Here is a 24,596-nt window from a genome sequence, read left to right as displayed (position 1 = left end):
GAATGCCGAGGAAGCCGTAGCGGAAGCCGCTAATCATATAGACGCTTGGGTACAGTTGCGATAAGCCCTGCCAGAACGGCGGCAGCAGCGTCAGGGAGTTAAACACCCCACCGAGATAGGTCAGCGGCGTCAGGACAAACGTCGGGATCAGGCTGATATCATCAAAGGTTTTCGCAAATACGGCGTTCAACAGCCCCGCCAGTGAAAACAGAATCGCCGTCAGAACCAGCGTCAGCGCCACAAACAGCCACGAATGCACCTGGAACGGAACAAAGAACAGTGAAATCGCCGTCACCAGCACCCCGACGCACAGTCCGCGCGCCACACCGCCGCCGACAAAACCGGCGATAATCACGTGTGTCGGCACCGGCGCAACCAGCAGCTCTTCAATGTTGCGCTGGAATTTGGCGCTAAAGAATGACGACGCCACGTTCGCATACGCGTTGGTAATGACCGCCATCATGATTAGACCCGGCACGATAAACTGCATATAGCTGAAACCGTGCATCTCGCCAATGCGGGAACCAATCAAGTTGCCGAAGATAATAAAATAGAGCGTCATGGTGATGACGGGCGGCACCAGCGTCTGGATCCAGATCCGCATAAAACGGTTAATTTCTTTCGCCCAGATGCTTTTCAGCGCGACCCAGTAAAGCTGCATCATGCGCGATCTCCTTGTTTTTCATGAACCAGTGACACAAACAGCTCTTCAAGGCGGTTCGCTTTGTTACGCATACTCAATACCTGAATGCCCTGCGCGCTGAGCTGGCTGAACACGCTGTTAATTCCCTGCTCACGCAACACTTCCACTTCCAGCGTAGAGGTATCCACCAGCCGATAGTGATAGCCCTCCAGCTGCGGTAACGGACTTTTCGCCGCCAGATCGAGAATGAAGGTTTCGGATTTGAGCTTAGAGAGCAGGTTCTTCATCGAGGTGTTTTCGACCAGCTCGCCGTGCTGAATAATCCCGATGTTGCGGCAGAGCATTTCTGCCTCTTCCAGATAGTGAGTGGTCAGAATGATCGTGGTGCCTTTGTCGTTTAAATCCTTCAAAAACCCCCACATTGAGCGGCGAAGTTCAATATCGACGCCCGCTGTCGGTTCATCGAGAATCAGTAGCTTCGGCTCGTGCATCAGCGCGCGGGCGATCATCAGACGGCGCTTCATCCCGCCGGATAACATCCGCGCACGTTCGTTGCGTTTTTCCCACAGATCGAGTTGTTTTAAATACTTTTCGCTGCGCTCAACCGCCTCTTTTCGCTCCACGCCGTAGTAGCCCGCCTGATTGACCACAATCTGCTGTACGGTCTCAAACGGGTTGAAGTTAAATTCCTGTGGCACCAGCCCGAGTTGACGTTTGGCGTTGACGACATCTTTTTCGAGATCGTAACCAAAGACGCTGACGCGCCCGGACGATTTATTCACCAGCGAGCTGATGATACCGATAGTGGTCGACTTGCCTGCCCCGTTCGGCCCCAGAAGCGCGTAAAAATCCCCCGCTTCGACCTGTAAATCTATCCCGCGCAATGCCTGAACACCACCAGGATAGGTTTTTTTAAGTTGTTGAAGTTCCAGTGCAATGGTCATAAATTTTTACTTACCTTACGTACTTACACTTTATATGTGGTTTAAATAATCCCGGAGTTGCCCTATATTAGCCCAACGCACTTATTTGGTTACAGGTCGTTAACCTCCATGAAAGACATAGATACACTCATCAGCAACAATGCACTATGGTCAAAAATGCTGGTGGAAGAGGATTCCGGATTTTTTGAGAAACTGGCGCAAGCGCAAAAACCGCGCTTTCTATGGATTGGATGTTCCGACAGTCGCGTTCCCGCAGAACGTTTAACCGGTCTTGAACCGGGCGAATTATTTGTCCACCGTAATGTGGCCAACCTGGTCATCCACACCGACCTCAACTGCCTCTCTGTTGTTCAGTATGCCGTTGATGTCCTCGAAGTTGAACACATTATTATCTGTGGTCACTACGGGTGTGGCGGCGTACAGGCTGCGGTCGATAACCCGGAACTGGGCCTCATCGACAACTGGCTGCTGCATATCCGTGATATCTGGTTCAAACATAGCTCATTGCTGGGTGAAATGCCGCAAGAGCGCCGTATGGACACGCTGTGCGAGCTGAACGTGATGGAACAGGTGTATAACCTGGGCCACTCCACCATCATGCAGTCAGCCTGGAAACGGGGTCAGAAAGTGACCATCCACGGCTGGGCATACGGTATTCACGACGGCCTGCTGCGCGATCTGGAAGTGACCGCGACCAGTCGCGCCACCCTGGAGCAGCGTTATCGTCAGGGCGTGTCTAACCTCAGCCAGAAGCACGTCAATCACAAATAAAAATCCCCGGTCATACACCAGGGATGTATCCAGTCAAAGCCGGGATTTTCCCGGCTTTTTTACGCTTATTCGTCCAGCAGCACCACTTTGCCGACATACGGCAGATGACGATAGCGCTGAGCGTAATCAATACCGTAGCCCACCACGAACTCATCCGGAATGGAGAACCCGATGAACTCGACCGGAACGTTCACTTCACGGCGAGAGGGTTTATCCAGCAGGGTGCAAATCGCCAGAGATTTCGGTTCACGCAGGCTCAGGATTTCACGCACTTTCGACAGCGTGTTACCGGAGTCGATAATGTCTTCCACAATCAGCACGTCCTTGCCGCGAATGTCTTCATCGAGATCTTTAAGGATCTTGACGTCTCGGGTGGTGGACATGCCGCTACCGTAGCTGGAGGCGGTCATAAAATCGACTTCATGAGATACCTGCACTTCACGGCACAGGTCCGCCATAAACATGAATGAGCCACGTAGCAGACCCACCAGCACCATATCACTGCCGCTGTCTTTATAACGCTCAGTAATCTGACGACCCAGTTCAGCGATACGCGCTTTGATCTCCGCTTCGGGGATCATGACTTCTACAGTATGTTTCATATCTCTAACCATATGATTTAAAAACAAACCACTCAATGCCTGCTCTTGATAAGTCAGCATCTAAGCGCAAGGCACGCAGTATACCAGTAAAAGTATTTATTCGCGGCATCTCTTAATAAAGCTCATTTTGTGATGACGATCACACATGTTAAATCCTATAATTAATTGCTACTAAAAAATTAACAAATTGAGATGGTGTATTTTTATGGCAGATAACAACGCACGTTCGCCACGGTTACTCGTGACGCTAACGGCCCTCTTTGCAGCGCTATGCGGGCTTTATCTTTTGATCGGCGGAGGCTGGCTGGTCGCCATTGGCGGCTCCTGGTACTACCCGATTGCGGGACTGGTGATGTTGGGCGTTGCCGTATTGCTCTGGCGCAGCAAACGTTCCGCACTCTGGCTGTACGCCGCCCTGCTCCTCGCCACCCTGATTTGGGGCGTGTGGGAGGTCGGGTTCGACTTTTGGGCGCTGACGCCGCGCAGCGATATTCTGGTCTTCTTCGGCATCTGGCTGATTTTACCGTTCGTCTGGCATCGCCTGATCGTCCCTTCCCGCGGTGCCGTAGCTGCTCTGGTGGTGGCCCTGCTGATCAGCGGCGGGATCCTCACCTGGGCGGGCTTTCATGATCCGCAGGAGATCAACGGCACGCTGAGCGCCGACGCCACACCAGCCGAACCTATCTCCGCCATTTCGGACAACGACTGGCCCGCGTATGGTCGTAATCAGGAAGGCCAGCGCTTCTCGCCGCTCAAACAGATCAACACCGATAACGTTCACAACCTGAAAGAAGCGTGGGTGTTTCGCACCGGTGACCTGAAGCAGCCGAACGATCCGGGTGAAATCACCAATGAAGTGACGCCGATTAAGGTTGGCGATACGCTGTATCTTTGTACCGCCCATCAGCGTCTGTTCGCGCTGGATGCCGCTACCGGTAAAGAGAAGTGGCATTTCGATCCGCAACTCAATACCAACACCAGCTTCCAGCACGTGACCTGCCGTGGCGTGTCGTACCATGAAGCGAAAGCCGATAACGCTTCCCCGGAAGTGGTTGCCGACTGTCCGCGCCGTATCATCCTGCCCGTCAACGACGGTCGTCTGTTTGCGGTGAATGCCGAAACCGGCAAGCTGTGTGAAACCTTTGCCAACAAAGGTATTCTGAATCTGCAGACCAACATGCCGGACACCACGCCGGGTCTGTATGAGCCAACATCGCCGCCAATCATCACCGATAAAACGATTGTGATTGCTGGTTCGGTAACGGATAACTTCTCCACGCGCGAAACCTCGGGCGTTATCCGTGGTTTTGACGTCAATAACGGCAAACTGCTGTGGGCGTTCGATCCGGGTGCGAAAGACCCGAATGCAATCCCTTCCGATGAGCACTCTTTTACCTTTAACTCGCCGAACTCCTGGGCTCCGGCGGCCTACGACGCGAAGCTGGATCTGGTCTATCTGCCGATGGGGGTGACTACGCCGGATATCTGGGGGGGTAACCGTACGCCAGAGCAGGAACGCTACGCCAGCTCGATTGTGGCGCTGAACGCGACCACCGGTAAACTTGCCTGGAGCTATCAGACCGTCCACCACGATCTGTGGGATATGGACATGCCGTCCCAGCCGACGCTGGCGGATATCACCGTCAACGGTGAGAATGTCCCGGTTATCTACGCGCCAGCGAAAACCGGTAACATCTTTGTCCTCGACCGCCGTAACGGTGAACTGGTCGTTCCGGCACCGGAAAAACCGGTTCCGCAGGGTGCCGCGAAAGGCGATTACGTCAGCAAAACGCAGCCGTTCTCTGAACTGAGTTTCCGCCCGAAAAAAGATCTGACCGGAGCGGATATGTGGGGCGCCACCATGTTCGATCAACTGGTGTGCCGCGTGATGTTCCACCAGATGCGCTATGAGGGCATCTTTACCCCGCCGTCTGAGCAGGGCACGCTGGTGTTCCCGGGTAACCTCGGGATGTTCGAATGGGGTGGTATCTCGGTCGATCCGAACCGTCAGGTGGCGATTGCCAACCCGATGGCGCTGCCGTTCGTCTCGAAGCTGATCCCACGCGGTCCGGGTAATCCGATGGAACAGCCGAAAGATGCAAAAGGCACAGGCACCGAATCCGGTATCCAGCCGCAATATGGCGTGCCGTTTGGCGTCACGCTGAACCCATTCCTGTCGCCGTTTGGTCTGCCATGTAAGCAACCGGCCTGGGGTTATATCTCCGCGCTGGATCTGAAGACCAATGAGGTAGTCTGGAAAAAACGCATTGGCACGCCGCAGGACAGCATGCCGTTCCCGATGCCGGTTCCAGTACCGTTCAATATGGGGATGCCAATGCTGGGCGGTCCTATCTCAACGGCGGGCAACGTGTTGTTTATTGCCGCCACGGCGGATAACTACCTGCGCGCCTATAACATGAGCAACGGTGAGAAACTGTGGCAGGGGCGTCTGCCAGCCGGTGGACAAGCCACACCGATGACCTATGAGGTGAAAGGTAAACAGTATGTCGTAATTTCAGCCGGAGGCCACGGCTCGTTTGGTACGAAGATGGGCGATTATATTGTCGCTTACGCCTTGCCTGACGACGCGAAATAAAACCATTTTGTTCTGAGCAGAGACAGCGTGGAAATCCCACGCTGTCTTTTTTTAACGCAAAACGCCCACAATACTTGCGGGCGCTTATCGATATTTAGCGATAATGATTAGTCAAACTTAAGCGACATTAATGACGCTTTTGCGACATCCTGATACTGGTCAACTAAATCCTTCGTCATATTAAAGGCAACCTGCACAGCTTTATTATCCTGACTGGTAATCAGCATCAGATTCAGAATTTCGCTATCCGCAGCCTGAGAGCGGAAAGTCACTAACCATGCCTTATGCCCATCAACCGTAACGGCTTCTGCCTCTGGTTTGTAGTTAGCTAACATTTTCAACATCGCATCTTTCATCATATCCAGCTGCGCCGCAGGCAGTGCGTTGCGACCCGCCGTCACGCCCAGTGAGGCTTTACCTCTCTCGTCGCCATAAATGATCTGTGGACGATTCTCAGACGGGTATTTAATTTTCGCCATTTCCGCCGACATAGGCGTTAGCGTTTGCGGAATTTCGATGCTTAACTTCAGCTCGGGAAAGTGTTTACGCTCCATGTCCATTCCGGCATGGGCAGAAATCGCCACTAACATAGCAAAAGAAGCCGCCACAATTTTACGGAAAATATCCATTTTTCACCTCAGGTTTGATGGTCAGATTCCGCGAGTATATCCCGAAAGAGGAATAAAAATACGGCCTTAATCTATTTTCAGAAATTAAGGATGAGAGTGGTATTATTCTTATTACTGATGGATGGCGATTCCGGGAAAACCGACATCGCCATCCGTCGCTTATACCGTAAAGCCTAACATCATGCCGGTATCTTCATGTTCCAGCAGATGACAGTGCGCCATATAGGCATGCTCTTTGGGCGCGACGTGATCAAATTTCACTAACACCTCGCTGACGCTGCCTTCCACCCGAACGGTATCTTTCCAGCCCGCACGATGGGCCGCAGGCGTCTGGCCGTTCTCCGACAGGATGCGGAACTGCGTACCGTGGATATGGAACGGATGCAGCATCATATCGCCCACCCCGGAGATGACCCAGCGTTCATATTGACCTTTGCTGGCCGCGAACATCGGCTTGTTCATATCGAACGCCACGCCGTTTATCTTATTCGCGTTATGGAAATCAAACTGACCGCCGTGGTTCATATGGCCCATGTCGCCATGCTGCATGTTGCCCATATGCCCCTGCATCTGCCCGTGATGCATGCCCGCCATCGCCTGATCGCCATACTTTTTCATCAGCATCTGCATTCCCATCATGTCGAGCATCGGATCCATCGACAGTTGCAGATTACGCACCGTCAGGCCGTCAACCGCAGGTAGCGCAGGCATGGTACTTAGGGTGTCCGGCAGCGTACCGGAGGCATTCACGGCAACCGGCTGAATACGCATGACCGGATGCGGCTTATCAAACGGCGCAATCGCCATCCCCATCTGGCTGACCGGCAAGGTAACCAAATCAAACGGTTTACCGTCACTGACGTCCACCAGTACTTCAAAACGCTCGCCCATCAGCATGGGCAGTTCGTTTACTTTTACCGGTTCCGCCAGCAGCCCGCCGTCGCTGGCAATGACGTACAGCGGACGCTTATCGCTGGCGGCAAAATTGAGTGAACGGGCGTTACAACCGTTAAGCAACCGCAGACGTAACCAGCCGCGCGGCGCAGCATGTTGAGGATAAATGGCGCCATTGGTCAGTAGCGTATCGCCAAACCAGCCTACAGCAGCCGTCATCACATCAAGCTGATAATCAATCTGCCCGGCCGCGTTAAACCGTTTGTCCTGCACGATGACCGGAATATCGTCGATTCCCCACTGCTTCGGGAGCAGCAGCTTATGAATTTCTTCATCCTCAATCAGAACCAGACCCGCTAAGCCCATCGCCACCTGATGCCCGGTTTTCCCATGCTGATGGGGATGAAACCAGCAGGTCGCCGCTCGCTGATCCGGCGTAAACGTGATGGTACGTTTTCCGCCCGCCGGGATAATCCCCTGCGGCCCGCCATCCACCTCGCCCGGCACCTCCAACCCATGCCAGTGCAGTGTGGTCTCTTCCTGAAGCTGGTTGTGGATATCCACCGTCACCGCTTTGCCTTTTTGCAACTTCAGCGCAGGCCCGAGCAGATTACCGTTATAGCCCCAGGTGGTTGCCGTTTTTCCGGCAAAGGTCGACTGACCCGCTTTCACCATCAGCGAGATCTGGTTACGTGCGTCGGCGGTGAGAAGCTCGGGAATGGGCAACGTGGGGCGTTGGGCGGCAAAAACGGTGCGGCTCCAGAGCGGTAAGGCTGACGACAGCCCCAGAGCCACAGAATATTTTAAGAAATCACGACGTTGCATAATTATTTCCTTATTTTGCTGCAGGCGAAATAACGCTAATCTCTGAGCATAGACCCTCCCCTTACGGCAAGGTCAAGCCAGGGATATCACTTAATAGATAATAAAAGTCGTCGCTTCGCCTCCAGTATGCTAACGTTGACTTTCCGTAATGCAGTGGTAGAAGCAATGAAGACGTTTTTCAGAACCGTGTTGTTCGGCAGCCTGATGGCCGTATGCGCAAACAGCTATGCGCTCAGTGAATCTGAAGCCGAAGATATGGCCGATTTGACGGCCGTTTTTGTCTTTCTGAAAAATGACTGCGGCTACCAGAATTTACCCAACGGGCAGATTCGTCGCGCACTGGTCTTCTTTGCTCAGCAAAACCAGTGGGACCTCAGCAATTACGACACCTTCGATATGAAATCCCTCGGCGAAGACAGCTATCGCGATCTCAGCGGTATCGGTATCCCTGTCGCCAAAAAATGCAAAGCGCTGGCGCGCGACTCCCTGAGCCTGCTGGCTTACGTCAAATAAACTCCCGTCCCTGTTGCTGAAATAATGACCGTGCATCAACGGTCATTGTTAGCTATGATGTTGCGCCCTTTTTTTACGGGTGTTAACAAAGGAGGCATCACCCTATGGCCGAAAAATCACAGTGGCATGAAACGCTACACGACCAGTTTGGGCAGTACTTTGCCGTCGATAACGTTCTTTATCACGAGAAGACCGCGCATCAGGATCTCATCATCTTCGAAAACGCCGCCTTTGGTCGCGTAATGGCGCTGGACGGCGTGGTGCAGACCACCGAGCGCGATGAGTTTATCTATCATGAGATGATGACGCACGTTCCGTTGATGGCTCACGGTCACGCGAAACACGTGCTGATTATCGGCGGTGGCGACGGTGCGATGCTGCGCGAAGTCACCCGGCACAAAAACGTTGAAACCATCACGATGGTGGAAATCGATGCTGGCGTTGTCTCGTTCTGCCGCCAGTATCTGCCCAACCACAACGCCGGTAGCTATGACGATCCGCGCTTTACGCTGGTGATCGACGACGGTGTGAATTACGTCAACCAGACGCAGAACACGTTTGATGTGATCATCTCCGACTGCACCGATCCGATCGGTCCCGGTGAGAGTCTGTTCACCTCGGCATTCTACGAAGGCTGTAAACGCTGCCTGAATCCAGGCGGGATCTTTGTCGCGCAGAACGGCGTCTGCTTCCTGCAACAGGATGAAGCCCTCGACAGCCACCGTAAGCTCAGCCATTACTTCGCCGACGTTGGCTTCTACCAGGCGGCGATCCCCACCTACTACGGCGGCATAATGACTTTTGCGTGGGCGACCGATAACGAAGCGTTGCGCCACCTGTCGACTGAAATCATCCAGGCACGTTTTCACACCTCTGGCCTTAAGTGTCGCTATTACAACCCGGCAATCCACACGGCAGCGTTTGCCTTACCCCAGTATCTGCAAGACGCGCTGGCGACAGCATCGTCCTAAGGAGAAGATAAGAAATTGAAAAAACTGAAACTGCATGGCTTTAACAACCTGACTAAAAGTCTGAGTTTTTGTATTTACGATATCTGCTATGCCAAAACCGCCGAAGAGCGCGACGGATACATCGCCTATATCGACGAACTCTACAACGCCAACCGTCTGACCGAAATTCTGTCAGAAACCTGCTCTATCATCGGCGCCAATATCCTGAATATTGCCCGTCAGGATTACGAACCTCAGGGTGCCAGCGTCACCATTCTGGTGAGCGAAGAACCTGTCGATCCGCAGTTGATTGATAAAACCGAGCATCCCGGCCCGCTGCCGGAAACGGTGGTCGCCCATCTTGATAAGAGCCATATTTGCGTGCATACCTATCCGGAAAGCCACCCGGAAGGCGGATTATGCACCTTCCGCGCCGATATTGAGGTTTCAACCTGCGGTGTGATTTCTCCCTTGAAGGCGCTGAATTACTTGATCCACCAGCTTGAATCCGACATCGTGACCATCGATTATCGCGTGCGTGGCTTTACCCGTGATATCAACGGGATGAAGCACTTTATCGATCATGAGATTAACTCCATTCAGAACTTTATGTCCGAGGATATGAAGTCGTTGTATGACATGGTGGATGTGAACGTGTATCAGGAAAATATCTTCCATACCAAAATGCTGCTTAAAGAGTTCGACCTTAAGCACTACATGTTCCATACCCGACCAGAAGACTTGACCGACGCAGAGCGTAAAGAGATTACCGCTGCGCTGTGGAAAGAGATGCGAGAGATTTACTACGGGCGCAATATCCCGAGCGTGTAAGAAAAATGCTCAGGCACTCTGCGGAGTGCCTGAGCCGAATCCGAGACTATTCATTTCCCCATCGATTCAGGAATTCTGCGATATCATCGATGCGTTGCGCGTCAATGCCAGCGTCGACCGCCATCTCCTGCTGCGCTTCTTCGCTGATCTCTTCGTTATTTGTTAAGCGAGCAATCAGTAGCTGGAAATAGCGAGCAAGAGGATCACGCTCCGACGCGTTAACCGGTTCTGCGGATTCCGTCGAATACTCATCCACAATATCATAATATTTCAGGGGTATTTCATTACCCATCACTCATCTCCTGGGGTTATCCCAACGTTAATTACTCAGGCTGTACCAGCGTCAGGGCGACGGATTGCGCTTTCAGTTCGGCCTGTACGGCTTGCGGTAAATTAACATCGGTAATGACGTCGGTAAAGCGACTGAGAGAAACCACATTAAATAGCGAATGCGCGCCGTATTTGCTGCTGTCGGCCAGTAGCACTTTTCGTTGTGCATTGGCGATAATTTCCTGCTTCAGTCCCGCTTTGTCCTCAGTCGGCGTGGTCACGCCCTTTTCCATACTCCAGGTATTACAGCTCATAAACGCGATATCAGGATAGACGCTGCGCAGCATTTTGCGGCCAAACTCGCCGATGCATGACTGGCTGCTGTCATCAATTCGCCCACCTACAATAGTCACCTCTATCTGGCGAAACTCGGATAAAAACAGGGCGATGTGCAGATCAACGGTAATGACTCTGAGGGGAAGATGAGTTAAACATTTTGCCAGCTCCAGCATCGTGGTTCCGGCATCAAGCACCACGGCATCGCCCGCATGCACCATCGAGGCCGCATAACGCGCAATCGCCCGTTTTTCGGCGGGCGATCGCAGTTGCTTCTCGTTGGTGGTCGGTTGCACTGCTTCAAAACGCCGTAACGCCACACCGCCGTGGCTGCGACTGATCACCCCCTGTTCATCCAGTTTGATCAGATCGCGGCGGATCGTTGCCGGAGAGGCCTCAACGGCATCCACCAGTTGTTCCACGGTCACCAGCGTATGATTTTTCAAATACGCCACAATCTGATCCAGACGGTGTTGTCCTTTCATAACAGGAAATTATGCCAGTTGCATTGCCAGTTTAATCGATACGGCCATGCTCTCAGATTTTGCTTTTCCCGTCCAGGCGATATCAAATGCCGTCCCGTGATCGGCAGAGGTGCGAATAAACGGCAAACCGGCAGTGATGTTGACACCGTCATAAAAACCCAGCAGCTTCAGCGGGATATGGCCCTGATCGTGGTACATCGCCACCACCATGTCATAGTGACCTTCATACGCCTGCAAAAATACAGTGTCCGGCGGGCATGGGCCGTAAACATCCATCCCCTTTACCTTCATGTTCTCAATCGCCGGACCGACGATGCGAATCTCCTCATCGCCAAACAGCCCGTTCTCACCAGCATGTGGATTCACCCCCGCCACGGCTATACGCGGCTGCGCATAACCCACACGCTTCAGGAAGGTATCGGCGATACTAATAACAGTCTCCACGCGCTGACCGTTCAGGGTATCGAGGAACTTACGCAGGGCGATATGGGTAGAAACGTGAATGACTTTCAGCTTATCGGTGTAAAGCACCATCGCGTAGTCGCGGCTTTCCGTCAGCGTCGCCAGCAGCTCGGTGTGTCCGGGGAAATGGTGCCCGCCAAGATGCAGGGCTTCTTTGTTCAACGGCGCAGTGGCGATAGCATGAACGTCGCCTTTCATCGCCAGTTCCGTTGCCCGTTTTACGCAGCGATAAGCCAGATCGCCTGCCTGAGCCTGCACTTTACCCGGCTCCAGTGCGTCCGGGTCCGCCAGCGGTTCATCAATCACATGAATCACACCAGGCACGAAGCGGGCGTCCGCCACCTGCGTAATGGCGCGAAACGTCACGCCCTCCGCCAGACCGTTGGCCTGTAACCGCTTCAGGGTTTGCAGGCATCCCACTACCACCAGCGGCGCGCCGTTAAGTTCATCTTCACTGAGCGCTTTAACAATAATTTCCGGGCCGATCCCCGCAGGATCGCCCATCGTAATCGCGACGGTTTTAGTTACCACTGTACATCTCCTCAATAAAATAAAGCGCATCACAAAGGGTACTGTCGGAGCCGAATCCTCCTGCTTTGGTGATCACCGGCAGATCGTCAATCTCGCTGTTCACGAACGTTCCGCACGGAATGCACGGCGCAACCTCGCTCTGAATGCGATAGCCTTCCGCGCCCAGCGCACTGGCAACGGCGGTCGCAATATCCCCTCCGGTCAGGAACAGGCCGCCAATACGCGCCTGCTCAATAATGCGTAACGTGATGTTTCCAAGACGCTGGCTTAACCGTTCGCCAAGCGCCTGACGGCTCATCCCGACGCTGGCACACAGCGTGTCGATCATCTGTCGGTCGTCCGCACTACGACTGGTACGTAAAATCGTATGGTGGTGACGGCTCAGTAACGCGCAGGCCTGCTCCACCACCGACGCGATTTCCTGTTCGAAACCGGCAGAGGCCAGTCGTGAGGCATCGATATCGACAACCTTTGCCCGGTCCTGACACAGCGCCTTGTCTACCTGACGTCGCGTGGCTTCACTCATCGAACCCGCGACGACCAGCACCGGCAACGCTTGCTTTTCCTGCATAAACAGGCGGACCGGCAGGGCATTGGCGAGACCAGCCGCGCCGACCAGTAACGGCAGCGTCTCCTGCTCACAGATAGCATGCGCAATCAGCGACAAATCACGGTCCTCAACGGCATCCACCACCACCATGCACTCGCCTTCAGCAGCGAAAGCGGCTAACAGCGCGCTCAGTCGTCCGCGACGGACATCGTCGAGCGACACTTCATGCACCGGAATGTCACTTTGCAACGAGACCAGTTCCGCAATGCGCGACGAGATAATCGGCGTTTTGGGATCGCTGGCAAATTCGGTCTCCAGTAATGGCGTTCCGTTGACCAGGCACAGTCCATCACGTGTTGTGCGCCCTGCGGCGGGGATCGCCGCCGCAATCACGGCCAGCGTCCGGTTAGCGGCGCGCATCGCCGCCGTCACCTCGGCGCCGACGTTGCCACGAAACGTAGAATCAATTTTTTTATACACCAGCGGCGCGGTTTCCCCTTCACACCAGGGGGCTAACGCTTGTTGTACCGCCTGCGCGGCTTGCGCCGACGGGATTGCCCGGCTCTCTGTGTTGATCACCAGCACATCAGCACGACGGGAAGGCTTTTGCGTCGGGGTGAGCATTACCTCTGTGCGTGCGCCTTTTTTCGCCAGTTGCACGCCGGTATCGTTAGAGCCTGTAAAATCATCGGCAATGACGATCATTTTCATGCTTTATTCTCCTGAGTAACCTGACGGGCCTGTTTTTTGGCAACCCACGAGGTCAGGATCGGCGTCAGGATCGCGGTGGTGATCACGGAGGCGGCAATCAATGGCGCGGCGGCAGCAGCGACTTCCGCCAGCGAAGGGTCAGCCTGGGCTATCGCCAGCGGCGTTGCAACGGCATTACCGGCGGTACTGGATGCCGCCGCTCCGGCAATCCCGGTACCGCCCACCAGACGGTCTGCGCGGATGTTAAAGAAGCCGCCGACGAACGTGGTTAACACCCCCAGCAGGATACCCGCCAGACCGCCCTGCAACAGCATTTCGAGGTTGATGCCAGCCCCCAGCGCAAAGGCGAAGAACGGGATCAACAGCGGTCCGCCTTTGGTCAGGAAGTCACGCATGTTGTGATCGAGGTTACCGAGGATCATGCCAACCACCAGCGGGACCAGGACCGCCACCAGTGCCATGATCGGAATGTTGGCCATTCCCGCAGCACCCAGCGCGATCATGGTAAAGAATGGACCGTCATTAAGAGACAGAATAGAGATTGCGCCGACGTCACGCTCGTTACCGAACTCGCCGACTAATGCCGCGTACAGCCCCCCATTCGAGTTACTCATGGCAGCAATAATCGCCAGTCCGCTTAAGCCAAAGATCCCTTCAGTCCCGAACAGGTGCTCAACGCCAAGACCGAGCGCAATGGCGATCAGCAGTTTGGTCAGGGTAATCGTACCGCCCTGCAATAAAGCCTGAGGTGCCGCCTTCACGCTGATCCCTGCGCCCATGCACAACAGGAATGCACCGATTAGCGGCGCGGCGCCGTTTTTAAACAGCGCGGTAGTAAATCCGCCGATCTCCAGCGCCTGCGGGGCAAAGGTATTGATAATGGCACCGATAACCAATGGCACGACCATCATGCCGCCGGGTACGCGTTCTATTGCCTTCTTGATGTTCATGGTCTTCCCGCCTGTTGTTGTGTTGTGATTAAATAAAATCACAACGATTATATTTAATCAATTTTAGATCACAAATGGACCAGATCACAGTTTTAAAATGATTAATAAAAATCAAACAATCATTTTTCGGTAAAAAAAAGCCGGACGCAGACGCCCGGCTCAACTGATGATTGAAATTATTCAGGATTGACGCAGAAATTCCCGATAGGCGTTTACCACCTGCAGGAAATCCTCGACGCCGCACAGCGACAGGCTTTCTTCATCGTAGTAATTCATCCCTTCTTCCATTTCGTCGCCGGTAAACTCCAGCTGGTTGGCGCGGATCATCACCTCTTCGCCGTCCATCCAGAGCGTATATTCATGCCCCGCCCGTTGCCAGGAACGTTCGCTGCCTTTTACCGCGTGAGCCGCCTGTTCCACTTCGTCCAGCAGGGCCAGGTTTTCTTTCACTTCTTCATTAAACCAGTGCCCGACCACTTCGTGACCCATGGACATGCGCACCAACACCCGACCGGTAACATCGCGCAGAAATTCGTAATCCATAATGTAGTCCTCTGCTCCCGGCAATGCGCCATTACCGCATTGCGCCTTGTCTTAATTATCGCAGCCTGGACGCAGAAAAAAAGCGGATCGCGTATAAGGAATGGAAATAAAAATGCCCGGAGAAGCACGCTTCACCGGGCATTGATGCGTTTTTACGCGAAAGGCGTTAGCGCATTACACGGCGGTCTGGAAAATCACACCGTCCGCTTTCTCAGTGTATTGAGAGAGCTGGTCAAAGTTGAGATAACGATAGGTGTCGACTGCCGTTTTATCCACCTGCGCCACATAGGTCTGGTACTCTTCCGGCGTCGGCAATTTACCGATCAGTGCCGCAACCGCCGCCAGCTCCGCAGACGCCAGGTAGACGTTCGCACCGGTACCTAAACGGTTCGGGAAGTTACGCGTAGAAGTCGATACCACCGTCGCGCCGTCTGCAACACGCGCCTGGTTACCCATACACAGTGAACAGCCCGGGATTTCAATACGCGCACCGCTCTTACCAAAGACGCTGTAGTAGCCCTCTTCGGTCAGCTGTGCCGCATCCATACGGGTTGGCGGCGCCACCCACAGACGCGTCGGCAACTGGCCTTTGTGCGCATCCAGCAGCTTGCCGGCCGCACGGAAGTGACCAATGTTGGTCATGCAGGAACCAATGAACACTTCGTCGATTTTATCGCCCTGAACATCAGAGAGCAGACGCGCATCGTCCGGATCGTTCGGTGCACAAAGGATAGGCTCTTTGATATCCGCCAGATCGATGTCGATCACCGCCGCGTACTCTGCGTCAGCATCGGCTTCCAGCAGTTGCGGATCGGCCAGCCATTTTTCCATCCCCTGAATACGACGTTCCAGCGTACGACGGTCGCCGTAGCCTTCTGCGATCATCCACTTCAGCAGAACGATGTTGGAGGTCAGGTATTCCACGATCGGCTCTTTGTTCAGCTTGATGGTGCAACCTGCCGCAGAACGTTCGGCGGATGCATCGGTCAGCTCAAACGCCTGCTCGACTTTCAGATCCGGCAGACCTTCGATTTCGAGAATACGGCCAGAGAAGATGTTCTTCTTGCCTTTTTTCTCAACGGTCAGCAGACCCTGTTTGATCGCATACAGCGGAATGGCGTGTACCAGATCGCGCAGGGTAATACCCGGCTGCATTTTGCCTTTGAAGCGCACCAGCACCGATTCCGGCATATCCAGCGGCATCACGCCGGTCGCCGCAGCAAACGCCACCAGGCCCGACCCCGCCGGGAAGGAGATACCAATTGGGAAACGGGTATGGGAGTCACCACCGGTACCGACGGTATCCGGCAACAGCATACGGTTCAGCCAGGAGTGGATCACGCCATCACCCGGACGCAGCGAAACACCGCCGCGGTTCATAATAAAGTCAGGCAGCGTGTGGTGCGTGGTGACGTCAACCGGCTTCGGATAGGCGGCGGTGTGACAGAAAGACTGCATCACCAGGTCCGCAGAGAAGCCCAGGCACGCCAGGTCCTTCAGTTCGTCACGGGTCATCGGGCCAGTGGTATCCTGAGAACCCACGGAGGTCATCTTCGGCTCGCAGTAGGCCCCCGGACGGATACCAGCTACGCCGCACGCACGACCCACCATTTTCTGCGCCAGCGAGTAACCACGGCTGCTTTCCGCCACATCTTTCGCCTGACGGAAAACGTCTGAGTGCGGCAGACCCAGCGCTTCACGCGCTTTGGTGGTCAGACCGCGACCGATGATCAGCGGGATACGGCCACCGGCACGCACTTCATCAATCAGCACGTCAGTTTTCAGTTCAAAGCTTGCCAGCAGTTCGCCGGTTTCATGGTTACGTACTTCACCTTTGAACGGGTAAACGTCAATCACATCACCCATGTTCAGGTTTGACACATCCACTTCGATCGGCAGTGCGCCTGCATCTTCCATGGTGTTGAAGAAGATAGGGGCGATTTTACCGCCGAGGCACAGACCGCCGCCGCGCTTGTTCGGCACGTGCGGAATGTCGTCGCCCATGAACCACAGCACGGAGTTGGTGGCGGATTTACGTGAAGAACCGGTCCCGACGACGTCACCGACGTAAGCCAGCGGGTAACCTTTACTCGCCAGGGCTTCGATCTGTTTGATTGGGCCAACGACACCCGGCTGATCCGGCTCAATGCCTTCACGGGCGTTTTTCAGCATCGCTAACGCGTGCAGCGGGATATCCGGACGAGACCACGCATCAGGTGCCGGAGACAGGTCATCGGTATTGGTTTCACCGGTGACTTTGAAAACGGTGACGGTCATTTTTTCAGCCAGCGGCGGACGGCTCAGGAACCATTCTGCCTCCGCCCAGGACTGCATCACCTGCTTCGCATATTCGTTCCCTGCTTTGGCTTTTTCTTCTACGTCATAGAAGTTATCGAACATCAGCAGCGTATGGGAGAGCGCTTTGGCGGCAATCGGCGCCAGTTTTGCATCGTCCAGAGCGTCAATCAGCGGGTGAATGTTGTAACCACCCTGCATGGTGCCGAGCAGTTCAATCGCTTTTTCAGGCGTAATCAGTGGGGAAGTCGTTTCGCCTTTCGCGACGGCAGCGAGGAAACTGGCTTTGACATAGGCGGCTTCATCGACGCCCGGGGGAACACGGTTGATCAACAGGTCTAACAGGAATTCTTCTTCGCCCGCAGGCGGTGCTTTCAGCAGCTCAACGAGCGCGGCCATTTGGGTTGCATCTAAGGGTTTGGGCACAATCCCCTCGGCGGCACGTTCTGCTACGTGCTTACGGTATTCTTCTAGCACGACGGTTCTCCTCGCTCTCATTGTCATAGTGCGGCGCTTTATCGATGGGCGATTCTCTTCACGCTCCTGTGAGACAGCAGTTTGTAGGGTAAATGCCCGGTACCGCAATGGGCAGAATAACAGGATTTTAGTGAGGTGTTAATCTGTTTACAAAAAAGCAACATAAAAAAGTGGCTGAATCGTTAAGGATGGTCTAATGCCCTTTTCGATTTCAGAAGCGGGAAATTTATCGCTGTTACGAATCGTCACACTATTTCGCATTCTTATAATCACTCTACTGTACCGATCCCAAGATTAGTCAAAAATTAAACTATCGTCTCTTTATACTCACGCAACACTGCACCTGCGGGTGGCAGCACTTCGACCATTGCGATTTCCAGGAAATCGGGAGTAAGAATATGACGTTGCCCTTTAAACCCCACGTGCTTGCGTTGATCTGTAGCGCAGGGCTACTCGCTGCTTCAGGCGTGCTGTATGTCAAAAGCCGCACACCGGAAGCCCCTACGCTGCCCACGCCCCCCATCGCAGCGCAACCGCCCGCGCCTACCGAAGCCTCTCCGGTCGCGAAAACGAACTTTACTACAGCGCAAATCGATCAATGGGTCGCGCCGATCGCCCTCTATCCGGACCCACTGCTTTCGCAGGTTCTGATGGCCTCGACCTATCCGGCTAACGTCGTCCAGGCAGCACAATGGTCGCGCGATAATCCGACACGGCAAGGCGATGCCGCCATTCAGGCTGTTGCAAACCAGCCGTGGGATCCCAGCGTGAAGTCGCTGGTCGCCTTTCCGCAACTCATGACGCTGATGGGGGAAAACACGGAGTGGGTGCAAAACCTCGGCGATGCGTTTCTGGCGCAACCGCAGGATGTGATGGACTCCGTGCAACGCCTGCGTTTGCTGGCCCAGCAAACCGGTTCGCTGAAATCTACGCCGCAGCAGACGGTGACCAGCACGCCGAAAAAGAGCGTCGCGGCAGCCCCCTCAACCACCTCCTCCGCAACAAAATCCAGCGCCGTTTCCGCCGCCCCAGCCTCCACGGTAATTAAAATTGAACCTGCAGATCCGCAGGTGGTGTACGTCCCCAGCTATAATCCCGCTACGGTTTATGGCACCTGGCCCAACACCGCATACCCGCCGGTGTATCTCCCACCTACGCCAGGCGAGCAGTTCGCTGGCAGTTTTGTTAAAGGGTTCGGCTACAGCCTGGGCGTAGCCACAACCTATGCGCTGTTCAGCAATATCGACTGGGATGACGACGATCATCACCACGATGACGATCACCATCATGATGACGATCATCACGACGGTCACGGTTATCAACACAATGGCGATAACATCAATATCAACGTCGATAACTTCAACCGCATCTCCGGACAGAATCTGAAAACACAGAACATGACCTGGCAGCACAACCCGGCCTGGCGCGGCGGCGTACCGTATCAGAATGGCACGACCGCCCCGCGTTTCCACCCGACCGACGTCAGCGGCGGTCTCAGTGCTACACAGCAGCCGACTGCGACGGCATCCCGCGACAGCCAGCGTCAGGCAGCGATGGCACAACTGCAACAGCGTCATCCGGATGCGTCTAAAGCGCTGACTCAGCAACCGACAGCCACAACGCGTGATGCCCAGCGCAAAGCGGCCGCTCAACAGTTGAATCAGGTTGCCCAACGCAATAACTATCGCGGCTATGACGACAACAGCAACAGCGCGCGTCGTCAGAATGCGCAACAGACCTTGAAACAATCGACTACGACAGCGCAACAACTGCATCGTGACGATCTCAGGGCCAAAGCGCAGCAACGCCCGATTTCACAACCGCAGCGGGAGACGGTACGTCAGCGCGTCGAATCCTCCTCGCCACAGCAGCGTCAGGCGTTTCAGCAAAACCATGCGAATGTATTTAGCGGTAACGACAGCCGTTCGCCGAACTGGCAATCGCAGCAGCAGCGCGGTCAGGAAAGCCGCCGTCTGAGTAACATCAGTAATGAGCAACGAGCCCACATGCGCGAACGCGCATCTGAACACCATGAATTTCGCCGTCGTTAACGGGAGCCGATAATGAAAAAAGTACTGTTAAGCACCCTGCTGCTCTCGCTTCCGTTAATGAGCTACGCCCAGCAGATGTTCGCCACGCCAGACGAGGCCGCCAGCTCTTTTGCCCGTGCAATTGCCGACAATAACGATGCGCAAATGACTACCCTGTTAGGCGATAACTGGCGACAGTTTTTGCCCCCTGAAGGCGCGGACCCCGAAGCCATTGCGCGCTTTAACCGCGACTGGAAAGTCAGCCACCAGATTGTGCAACAAGGTAACGTCGCTCACCTGAACGTCGGCCAGGAGAACTGGCAGTTGCCCATCCCCATCGTGAAGGCGAGTAAAGGCTGGCATTTTGATATGTCTGCCGCGCAGGATGAGATCCTCACGCGCACGATTGGCCGCAATGAACTCTCGGCGATACAGGCCATGCGTGCCTATGTCGACGCCCAGTATGACTACTGGCAGCGCAAACAAGCATTTGCCAGCCGAATTATCAGCCATGCAGGTCAACAGGACGGTCTCTACTGGCCGGTAAAACCGGGTGAAACGCCCAGTCCCTTAGGGCCGGCTTTCAGTCCTGAGTCACCTGGCGAAGGGTATCATGGCTATTATTTCCGCATTATTGCCAGCGATAACGCGAAAGGATTTGCGCTGCTTGCCTGGCCGGTGACCTGGGGCGAAACGGGTGTGATGAGCTTCATGGTAAGCCAGGACGACCGGGTGTATCAGACGAATTTAGGGGAAGATAGCGGGCTAAAAGCCATCGCCATAGAGAAATTTACGCCACACGAACCGTGGAAGCCGGTGGAGTAGCAGGCATAAAAAAAGCGGCATTTACGCCGCTTTTTCGTTACCGGAAGGCTGAAGATTATTTCTTCTTCTTCGCTTTTGCGTTCGGCAGGTCAGTGATGCTACCTTCGAACACTTCTGCCGCCAGGCCCACGGACTCGTGCAGAGTCGGGTGCGCGTGGATGGTCAGCGCGATGTCTTCAGCGTCACAGCCCATTTCGATTGCCAGACCGATCTCACCCAGCAGCTCGCCGCCGTTGGTACCGACAATCGCACCACCGATGACGCGGTGAGTTTCTTTGTCGAAAATCAGTTTGGTCATACCGTCTGCGCAGTCGGAAGCGATAGCACGGCCAGAAGCAGCCCACGGGAAGGTGGCGGTTTCGTAGCTGATGCCTTTCTCTTTCGCTTCTTTCTCGGTCAGACCCACCCATGCCACTTCTGGTTCAGTGTAGGCAATGGATGGGATCACTTTCGGATCGAAGTAATGCTTCATGCCAGCGATAACTTCAGCGGCAACGTGACCTTCGTGAACACCTTTGTGCGCCAGCATCGGCTGACCGACGATATCACCGATAGCGAAGATGTGCGGCACGTTGGTGCGCAGCTGTTTGTCAACGCGGATGAAGCCACGATCGTCCACTTCCACGCCTGCTTTGCCAGCGTCGAGGTTTTTACCGTTCGGCACACGACCAATTGCCACCAGCACGGCGTCATAACGCTGCGCTTCAGCAGGGGCTTTTTTGCCTTCCATGGAAACGTAAATACCGTCTTCTTTTGCTTCAACGGCAGTCACTTTGGTTTCCAGCATCAGGTTGAATTTCTTGCTGATGCGTTTGGTGAAGACTTTAACGATATCTTTGTCCGCCGCCGGGATAACCTGGTCGAACATTTCAACCACGTCAATCTCTGAACCCAGCGCGTGGTACACAGTACCCATTTCCAGACCGATGATACCGCCACCCATGACCAGCAGACGCTTCGGTACGGATTTCAGTTCCAGGGCGTCGGTGGAATCCCACACGCGCGGATCTTCATGAGGAATGAACGGCAACTGGATCGGACGGGAACCCGCCGCGATGATCGCGTTGTCGAAGTTGATCACGGTTTTACCGTTCTCACCTTCCACTTCCAGGGTGTTCGCCCCGGTGAATTTACCCAGACCGGTAACCACTTTCACTTTACGGCCTTTCGCCATGCCAGCCAGACCGCCGGTCAGCTGAGTGATTACTTTTTCTTTCCAGGTACGAATCTTGTCGATATCGGTTTTCGGCTCGCCGAAGACGATACCGTGTTCTGCCAGCGCTTTGGCCTCTTCGATAACTTTGGCTACGTGCAGCAGTGCCTTAGAAGGGATACAGCCGACGTTCAGACAAACACCGCCGAGGGTGCTGTAACGTTCAACGATTACGGTTTCCAGACCTAAATCAGCGCAACGGAAGGCTGCAGAATAACCTGCGGGGCCTGCCCCAAGTACCACGACCTGAGTTTTGATTTCAGTACTCATCATGACCTCTTAATTTATTTCCGGCGATCCCTGGTCTTGTCGCCCATCGTCCACCGGGTCGTTCTATCCGTCCGTATTTTACAAAATTGTTAACAATTTTGAAACAACAAAACGGCAACGATTTATCTTTAGCACTAATAACCCCAAAACCATCATGAGATTACCAGAAAAAAGCCGGCCGTCGGGCCGGCTTTTTTGCTTACATCACCAGGCGGCGAATGTCAGACAGCATATTGTTAATGATGGTAATGAAACGCGCACCATCAGCACCGTCAATCACGCGGTGGTCGAAGGACAGAGAGATCGGCATCATCAGACGCGGTACGAACTCTTTACCATTCCACACTGGCTCCATCGCGGACTTGGAGACACCCAGGATCGCGACTTCAGGTGCGTTCACAATCGGTGCAAAGTGGGTCGTACCCAGGCCGCCGATGCTGGAGATGGTGAAGCAACCGCCCTGCATTTCGCCAGCCGTCAGCTTACCGTCACGCGCTTTCTTAGAGATAGCCGTCAGTTCACGAGACAGCTCGGTCACGCTCTTCTTGTTCACGTCTTTAAAGACCGGAACCACCAGACCATTCGGGGTATCTACCGCCACACCGATGTTGATGTATTTCTTCAGCGTCAGGCGCTGGCCGTCTTCGGACAAGGAGCTGTTGAAGCGTGGCATCTGTTCCAGAGCCGCAGCAACCGCTTTCATGATGAAGACCACTGGGGTGAATTTCACGTCCAGTTTGCGCTTCTCAGCCTCAGCGTTCTGCTGTTTACGGAACGCTTCCAGGTCGGTGATATCGGTTTTGTCGAAGTGGGTAACGTGCGGGATCATCACCCAGTTACGGCTCAGGTTAGCACCAGAGATTTTCTGGATGCGGCCCAGTTCCACTTCTTCGATTTCACCAAACTTGCTGAAGTCGACTTTCGGCCATGGCAGCATGCCCGGGATACCACCACCTGCTGCGGCTGCCGGAGCGGCTTCCGCACGCTTGATAGCGTCTTTCACGTAAGTCTGAACGTCTTCGCGCAGGATGCGACCTTTACGGCCTGTGCCCTTCACTTTCGCCAGGTTCACGCCGAACTCGCGCGCCAGACGGCGAATCAGTGGGGTCGCATGAACGTAAGCATCGTTCTCAGCAAACTCAGATTTGCCTTCGGCTTTTGCGGCCGGAGCAGCGGCAGCTGGCGCAGGTGCAGATGCAGCGGCTGGAGCCGGTGCGGCAGCCTGCTGTGGCGCGGCAGCAGCAGGTACTGCGCCTTCCACTTCGAAGACCATAATCAGAGAGCCGGTTTTCACTTTATCGCCGGTGCTGATCTTGATTTCTTTAACGGTACCCGCGAACGGCGCCGGCACTTCCATAGAAGCTTTGTCGCCTTCAACGGTGATCAGTGATTGCTCAGCGGCCACTTTATCGCCCACTTTCACCATCACTTCGGTCACTTCAACTTCGTCACCGCCGATATCCGGTACGTTAACGTCTTTCGCGCCAGTGGCTGCTGGTGCAGCAGACGGGGCCGGAGCAGCGGCCTGCGCAGGCGCGGCAGCAGGTGCAGCACCCGCCACTTCGAAGACCATGATCAGGGAGCCGGTAGACACATTATCGCCGGTGCGGAACTTGATCTCTTTAACGGTACCCGCAAACGGCGCCGGCACTTCCATAGAAGCTTTGTCGCCTTCTACGGTGATCAGGGACTGTTCAGCGGCAACGGTATCGCCCACTTTGACCATGATCTCAGTCACTTCAACTTCGTCACCGCCGATGTCGGGTACATGGACGTCTTTCGCTGCTGCAGCTGCTGGTGCTGCTGCCGGAGCGGCTTCTTTCTTCTCTTCTGCCGGAGCAGGTGCAGCGGCTGCTGCACCGTCAGCGGAATCGAAAATCATGATCAATTTGCCAGTCTCGGTTTTGTCACCAACAGAGACTTTAATCTCTTTAACAACACCAGCCTGCGGAGACGGGACTTCCATAGAGGCTTTATCGCCTTCTACGGTGATCAGCGACTGTTCGGCTTCTACCTTGTCGCCTACTTTGACCAGGATCTCGGTGATTTCAACTTCATCTGCCCCGATGTCCGGTACTTTGATTTCGATAGCCATTATTCTTTTACCTCTTACGCCAGACGCGGGTTAACTTTTTCTGCATCGATGTTGAATTTGGTAATTGCATCCGCAACCACTTTCTTATCGATTTCGCCACGTTTAGCCAGTTCGCCCAGTGCCGCGACTACCACGTAGGAAGCATCCACTTCGAAGTGGTGACGCAGGTTTTCACGGCTGTCAGAGCGACCGAAACCGTCGGTACCCAGTACGCGATAATCATCAGCCGGTACATAAGTACGAACCTGTTCGGCAAACAGTTTCATATAGTCAGTTGATGCTACAGCCGGCGCGTCGTTCATCACCTGAGCGATGTACGGAACGCGCGGGGTTTCCAGTGGGTGCAGCATGTTCC

Annotated in this window: 22 protein-coding genes; 7 read left to right on the top strand and 15 right to left on the bottom strand. The window is 54.5% G+C overall.

All coding sequences use genetic code 11. The features are described 5' to 3' along the window. Window positions 1-664 (bottom strand): ABC transporter permease (locus AB7E14_RS04265; RefSeq protein ID WP_428169343.1); only part of this gene is annotated, 664 nt, incomplete at its 3' end. Next, window positions 661-1,587 carry an ABC transporter ATP-binding protein gene (locus AB7E14_RS04260; protein ID WP_042997894.1) on the bottom strand — a complete coding sequence of 309 codons (927 nt, stop codon included), beginning with the start codon at window positions 1,585-1,587 and terminating at the stop codon, window positions 661-663. The genes AB7E14_RS04260 and AB7E14_RS04265, both read right to left, overlap by 4 nt. Before the next feature lie 108 nt (window positions 1,588-1,695). Between AB7E14_RS04260 and can the strand changes: the two genes are divergently transcribed. After that, a complete protein-coding gene (gene can / locus AB7E14_RS04255) occupies window positions 1,696-2,358 on the top strand; it encodes a carbonate dehydratase (protein ID WP_042997895.1) in 663 nt (220 codons plus the stop codon). A gap of 65 nt (window positions 2,359-2,423) precedes the next feature. On the opposite strand, the gene hpt is transcribed toward can, so the two are convergent. Continuing rightward, complete coding sequence (gene hpt / locus AB7E14_RS04250) at window positions 2,424-2,960, bottom strand: hypoxanthine phosphoribosyltransferase (RefSeq protein ID WP_042997896.1); 537 nt, start codon at window positions 2,958-2,960, stop codon at window positions 2,424-2,426. Window positions 2,961-3,165: 205 nt separating this feature from the next. Here hpt and AB7E14_RS04245 point away from each other — a divergent pair, with 205 nt between their 5' ends. After that, window positions 3,166-5,556: a glucose/quinate/shikimate family membrane-bound PQQ-dependent dehydrogenase gene (locus AB7E14_RS04245; RefSeq protein WP_316962698.1), complete on the top strand. Its 2,391-nt coding sequence runs from the start codon at window positions 3,166-3,168 to the stop codon at window positions 5,554-5,556. Between the two features lie 107 nt (window positions 5,557-5,663). Here the strand turns inward: AB7E14_RS04245 and AB7E14_RS04240 are convergent, their stop codons facing one another. Beyond that, window positions 5,664-6,185: a hypothetical protein gene (locus AB7E14_RS04240; protein ID WP_042997898.1), complete on the bottom strand. Its 522-nt coding sequence runs from the start codon at window positions 6,183-6,185 to the stop codon at window positions 5,664-5,666. A 159-nt stretch (window positions 6,186-6,344) separates the two neighbouring features. Continuing rightward, entirely contained in the window at window positions 6,345-7,904 is a 1,560-nt protein-coding gene (gene cueO / locus AB7E14_RS04235; protein WP_316962697.1) for a multicopper oxidase CueO, read from the bottom strand. Between the two features lie 165 nt (window positions 7,905-8,069). Here cueO and AB7E14_RS04230 point away from each other — a divergent pair, with 165 nt between their 5' ends. From AB7E14_RS04230 to speD, 3 genes are all read left to right on the top strand, one after another. Further along, window positions 8,070-8,417 (top strand): YacC family pilotin-like protein, encoded by a 348-nt coding sequence (locus AB7E14_RS04230; protein WP_000846617.1) that lies wholly within the window; start codon window positions 8,070-8,072, stop codon window positions 8,415-8,417. Between the two features lie 104 nt (window positions 8,418-8,521). After that, a complete protein-coding gene (gene speE, locus AB7E14_RS04225; RefSeq protein ID WP_316962696.1) occupies window positions 8,522-9,388 on the top strand; it encodes a polyamine aminopropyltransferase in 867 nt (288 codons plus the stop codon). Window positions 9,389-9,403: 15 nt separating this feature from the next. Beyond that, window positions 9,404-10,198, top strand: a complete 795-nt coding sequence (speD, locus tag AB7E14_RS04220; protein WP_044255425.1) for an adenosylmethionine decarboxylase — start codon at window positions 9,404-9,406, stop codon at window positions 10,196-10,198. A gap of 46 nt (window positions 10,199-10,244) precedes the next feature. Here speD and AB7E14_RS04215 read toward each other — a convergent pair whose 3' ends face one another. The 7 genes from AB7E14_RS04215 to acnB all read right to left on the bottom strand — a co-directional run bounded on the left by AB7E14_RS04215 (window position 10,245) and on the right by acnB (window position 17,808). Next, on the bottom strand, window positions 10,245-10,490 hold the full coding sequence (locus AB7E14_RS04215; RefSeq protein WP_042997902.1) for a YmjA family protein: 246 nt from the start codon (window positions 10,488-10,490) through the stop codon (window positions 10,245-10,247). Between the two features lie 31 nt (window positions 10,491-10,521). Next, complete coding sequence (locus tag AB7E14_RS04210; RefSeq protein WP_216081798.1) at window positions 10,522-11,289, bottom strand: DeoR/GlpR family DNA-binding transcription regulator; 768 nt, start codon at window positions 11,287-11,289, stop codon at window positions 10,522-10,524. Between the two features lie 9 nt (window positions 11,290-11,298). After that, window positions 11,299-12,282, bottom strand: a complete 984-nt coding sequence (locus AB7E14_RS04205) for a D-threonate 4-phosphate dehydrogenase (protein ID WP_316962695.1) — start codon at window positions 12,280-12,282, stop codon at window positions 11,299-11,301. Next, complete coding sequence (dtnK, locus tag AB7E14_RS04200; protein WP_287115836.1) at window positions 12,272-13,543, bottom strand: D-threonate kinase; 1,272 nt, start codon at window positions 13,541-13,543, stop codon at window positions 12,272-12,274. Before dtnK ends, AB7E14_RS04205 begins: the two co-directional genes overlap by 11 nt. Next, a complete protein-coding gene (locus AB7E14_RS04195) occupies window positions 13,540-14,493 on the bottom strand; it encodes a 2-keto-3-deoxygluconate permease 1 (protein WP_042997906.1) in 954 nt (317 codons plus the stop codon). Before AB7E14_RS04195 ends, dtnK begins: the two co-directional genes overlap by 4 nt. Window positions 14,494-14,673: 180 nt before the next feature. Beyond that, window positions 14,674-15,036 carry a protein YacL gene (gene yacL / locus AB7E14_RS04190; RefSeq protein ID WP_042997907.1) on the bottom strand — a complete coding sequence of 121 codons (363 nt, stop codon included), beginning with the start codon at window positions 15,034-15,036 and terminating at the stop codon, window positions 14,674-14,676. 174 nt (window positions 15,037-15,210) lie between these two features. Further along, the gene (gene acnB, locus AB7E14_RS04185; RefSeq protein ID WP_042997908.1) at window positions 15,211-17,808 is read right to left on the bottom strand and encodes a bifunctional aconitate hydratase 2/2-methylisocitrate dehydratase; all 2,598 of its coding nucleotides are present in this window, start codon (window positions 17,806-17,808) and stop codon (window positions 15,211-15,213) included. A 398-nt stretch (window positions 17,809-18,206) separates the two neighbouring features. Here acnB and AB7E14_RS04180 point away from each other — a divergent pair, with 398 nt between their 5' ends. Beyond that, entirely contained in the window at window positions 18,207-19,859 is a 1,653-nt protein-coding gene (locus AB7E14_RS04180) for a DUF3300 domain-containing protein (RefSeq protein WP_316962694.1), read from the top strand. A gap of 12 nt (window positions 19,860-19,871) precedes the next feature. After that, entirely contained in the window at window positions 19,872-20,663 is a 792-nt protein-coding gene (locus AB7E14_RS04175) for a DUF2950 family protein (protein WP_044267424.1), read from the top strand. Between the two features lie 55 nt (window positions 20,664-20,718). On the opposite strand, the gene lpdA is transcribed toward AB7E14_RS04175, so the two are convergent. From lpdA to AB7E14_RS04160, 3 genes are all read right to left on the bottom strand, one after another. After that, entirely contained in the window at window positions 20,719-22,146 is a 1,428-nt protein-coding gene (gene lpdA, locus AB7E14_RS04170; RefSeq protein WP_042997911.1) for a dihydrolipoyl dehydrogenase, read from the bottom strand. A gap of 199 nt (window positions 22,147-22,345) precedes the next feature. After that, a complete protein-coding gene (gene aceF, locus AB7E14_RS04165) occupies window positions 22,346-24,241 on the bottom strand; it encodes a pyruvate dehydrogenase complex dihydrolipoyllysine-residue acetyltransferase (RefSeq protein WP_428169342.1) in 1,896 nt (631 codons plus the stop codon). Between the two features lie 14 nt (window positions 24,242-24,255). After that, window positions 24,256-24,596: transketolase-like TK C-terminal-containing protein (locus AB7E14_RS04160; protein WP_428169341.1), on the bottom strand; the 341-nt coding region annotated here is incomplete at its 5' end.

Source organism: Citrobacter sp. (genome assembly GCF_050252275.1).
Taxonomy (GTDB): domain Bacteria; phylum Pseudomonadota; class Gammaproteobacteria; order Enterobacterales; family Enterobacteriaceae; genus Citrobacter_A; species Citrobacter_A amalonaticus.
The sequence above is the reverse complement of the archived record's forward strand: the minus strand, read 5'-3'. Positions and strand labels throughout refer to the sequence as shown.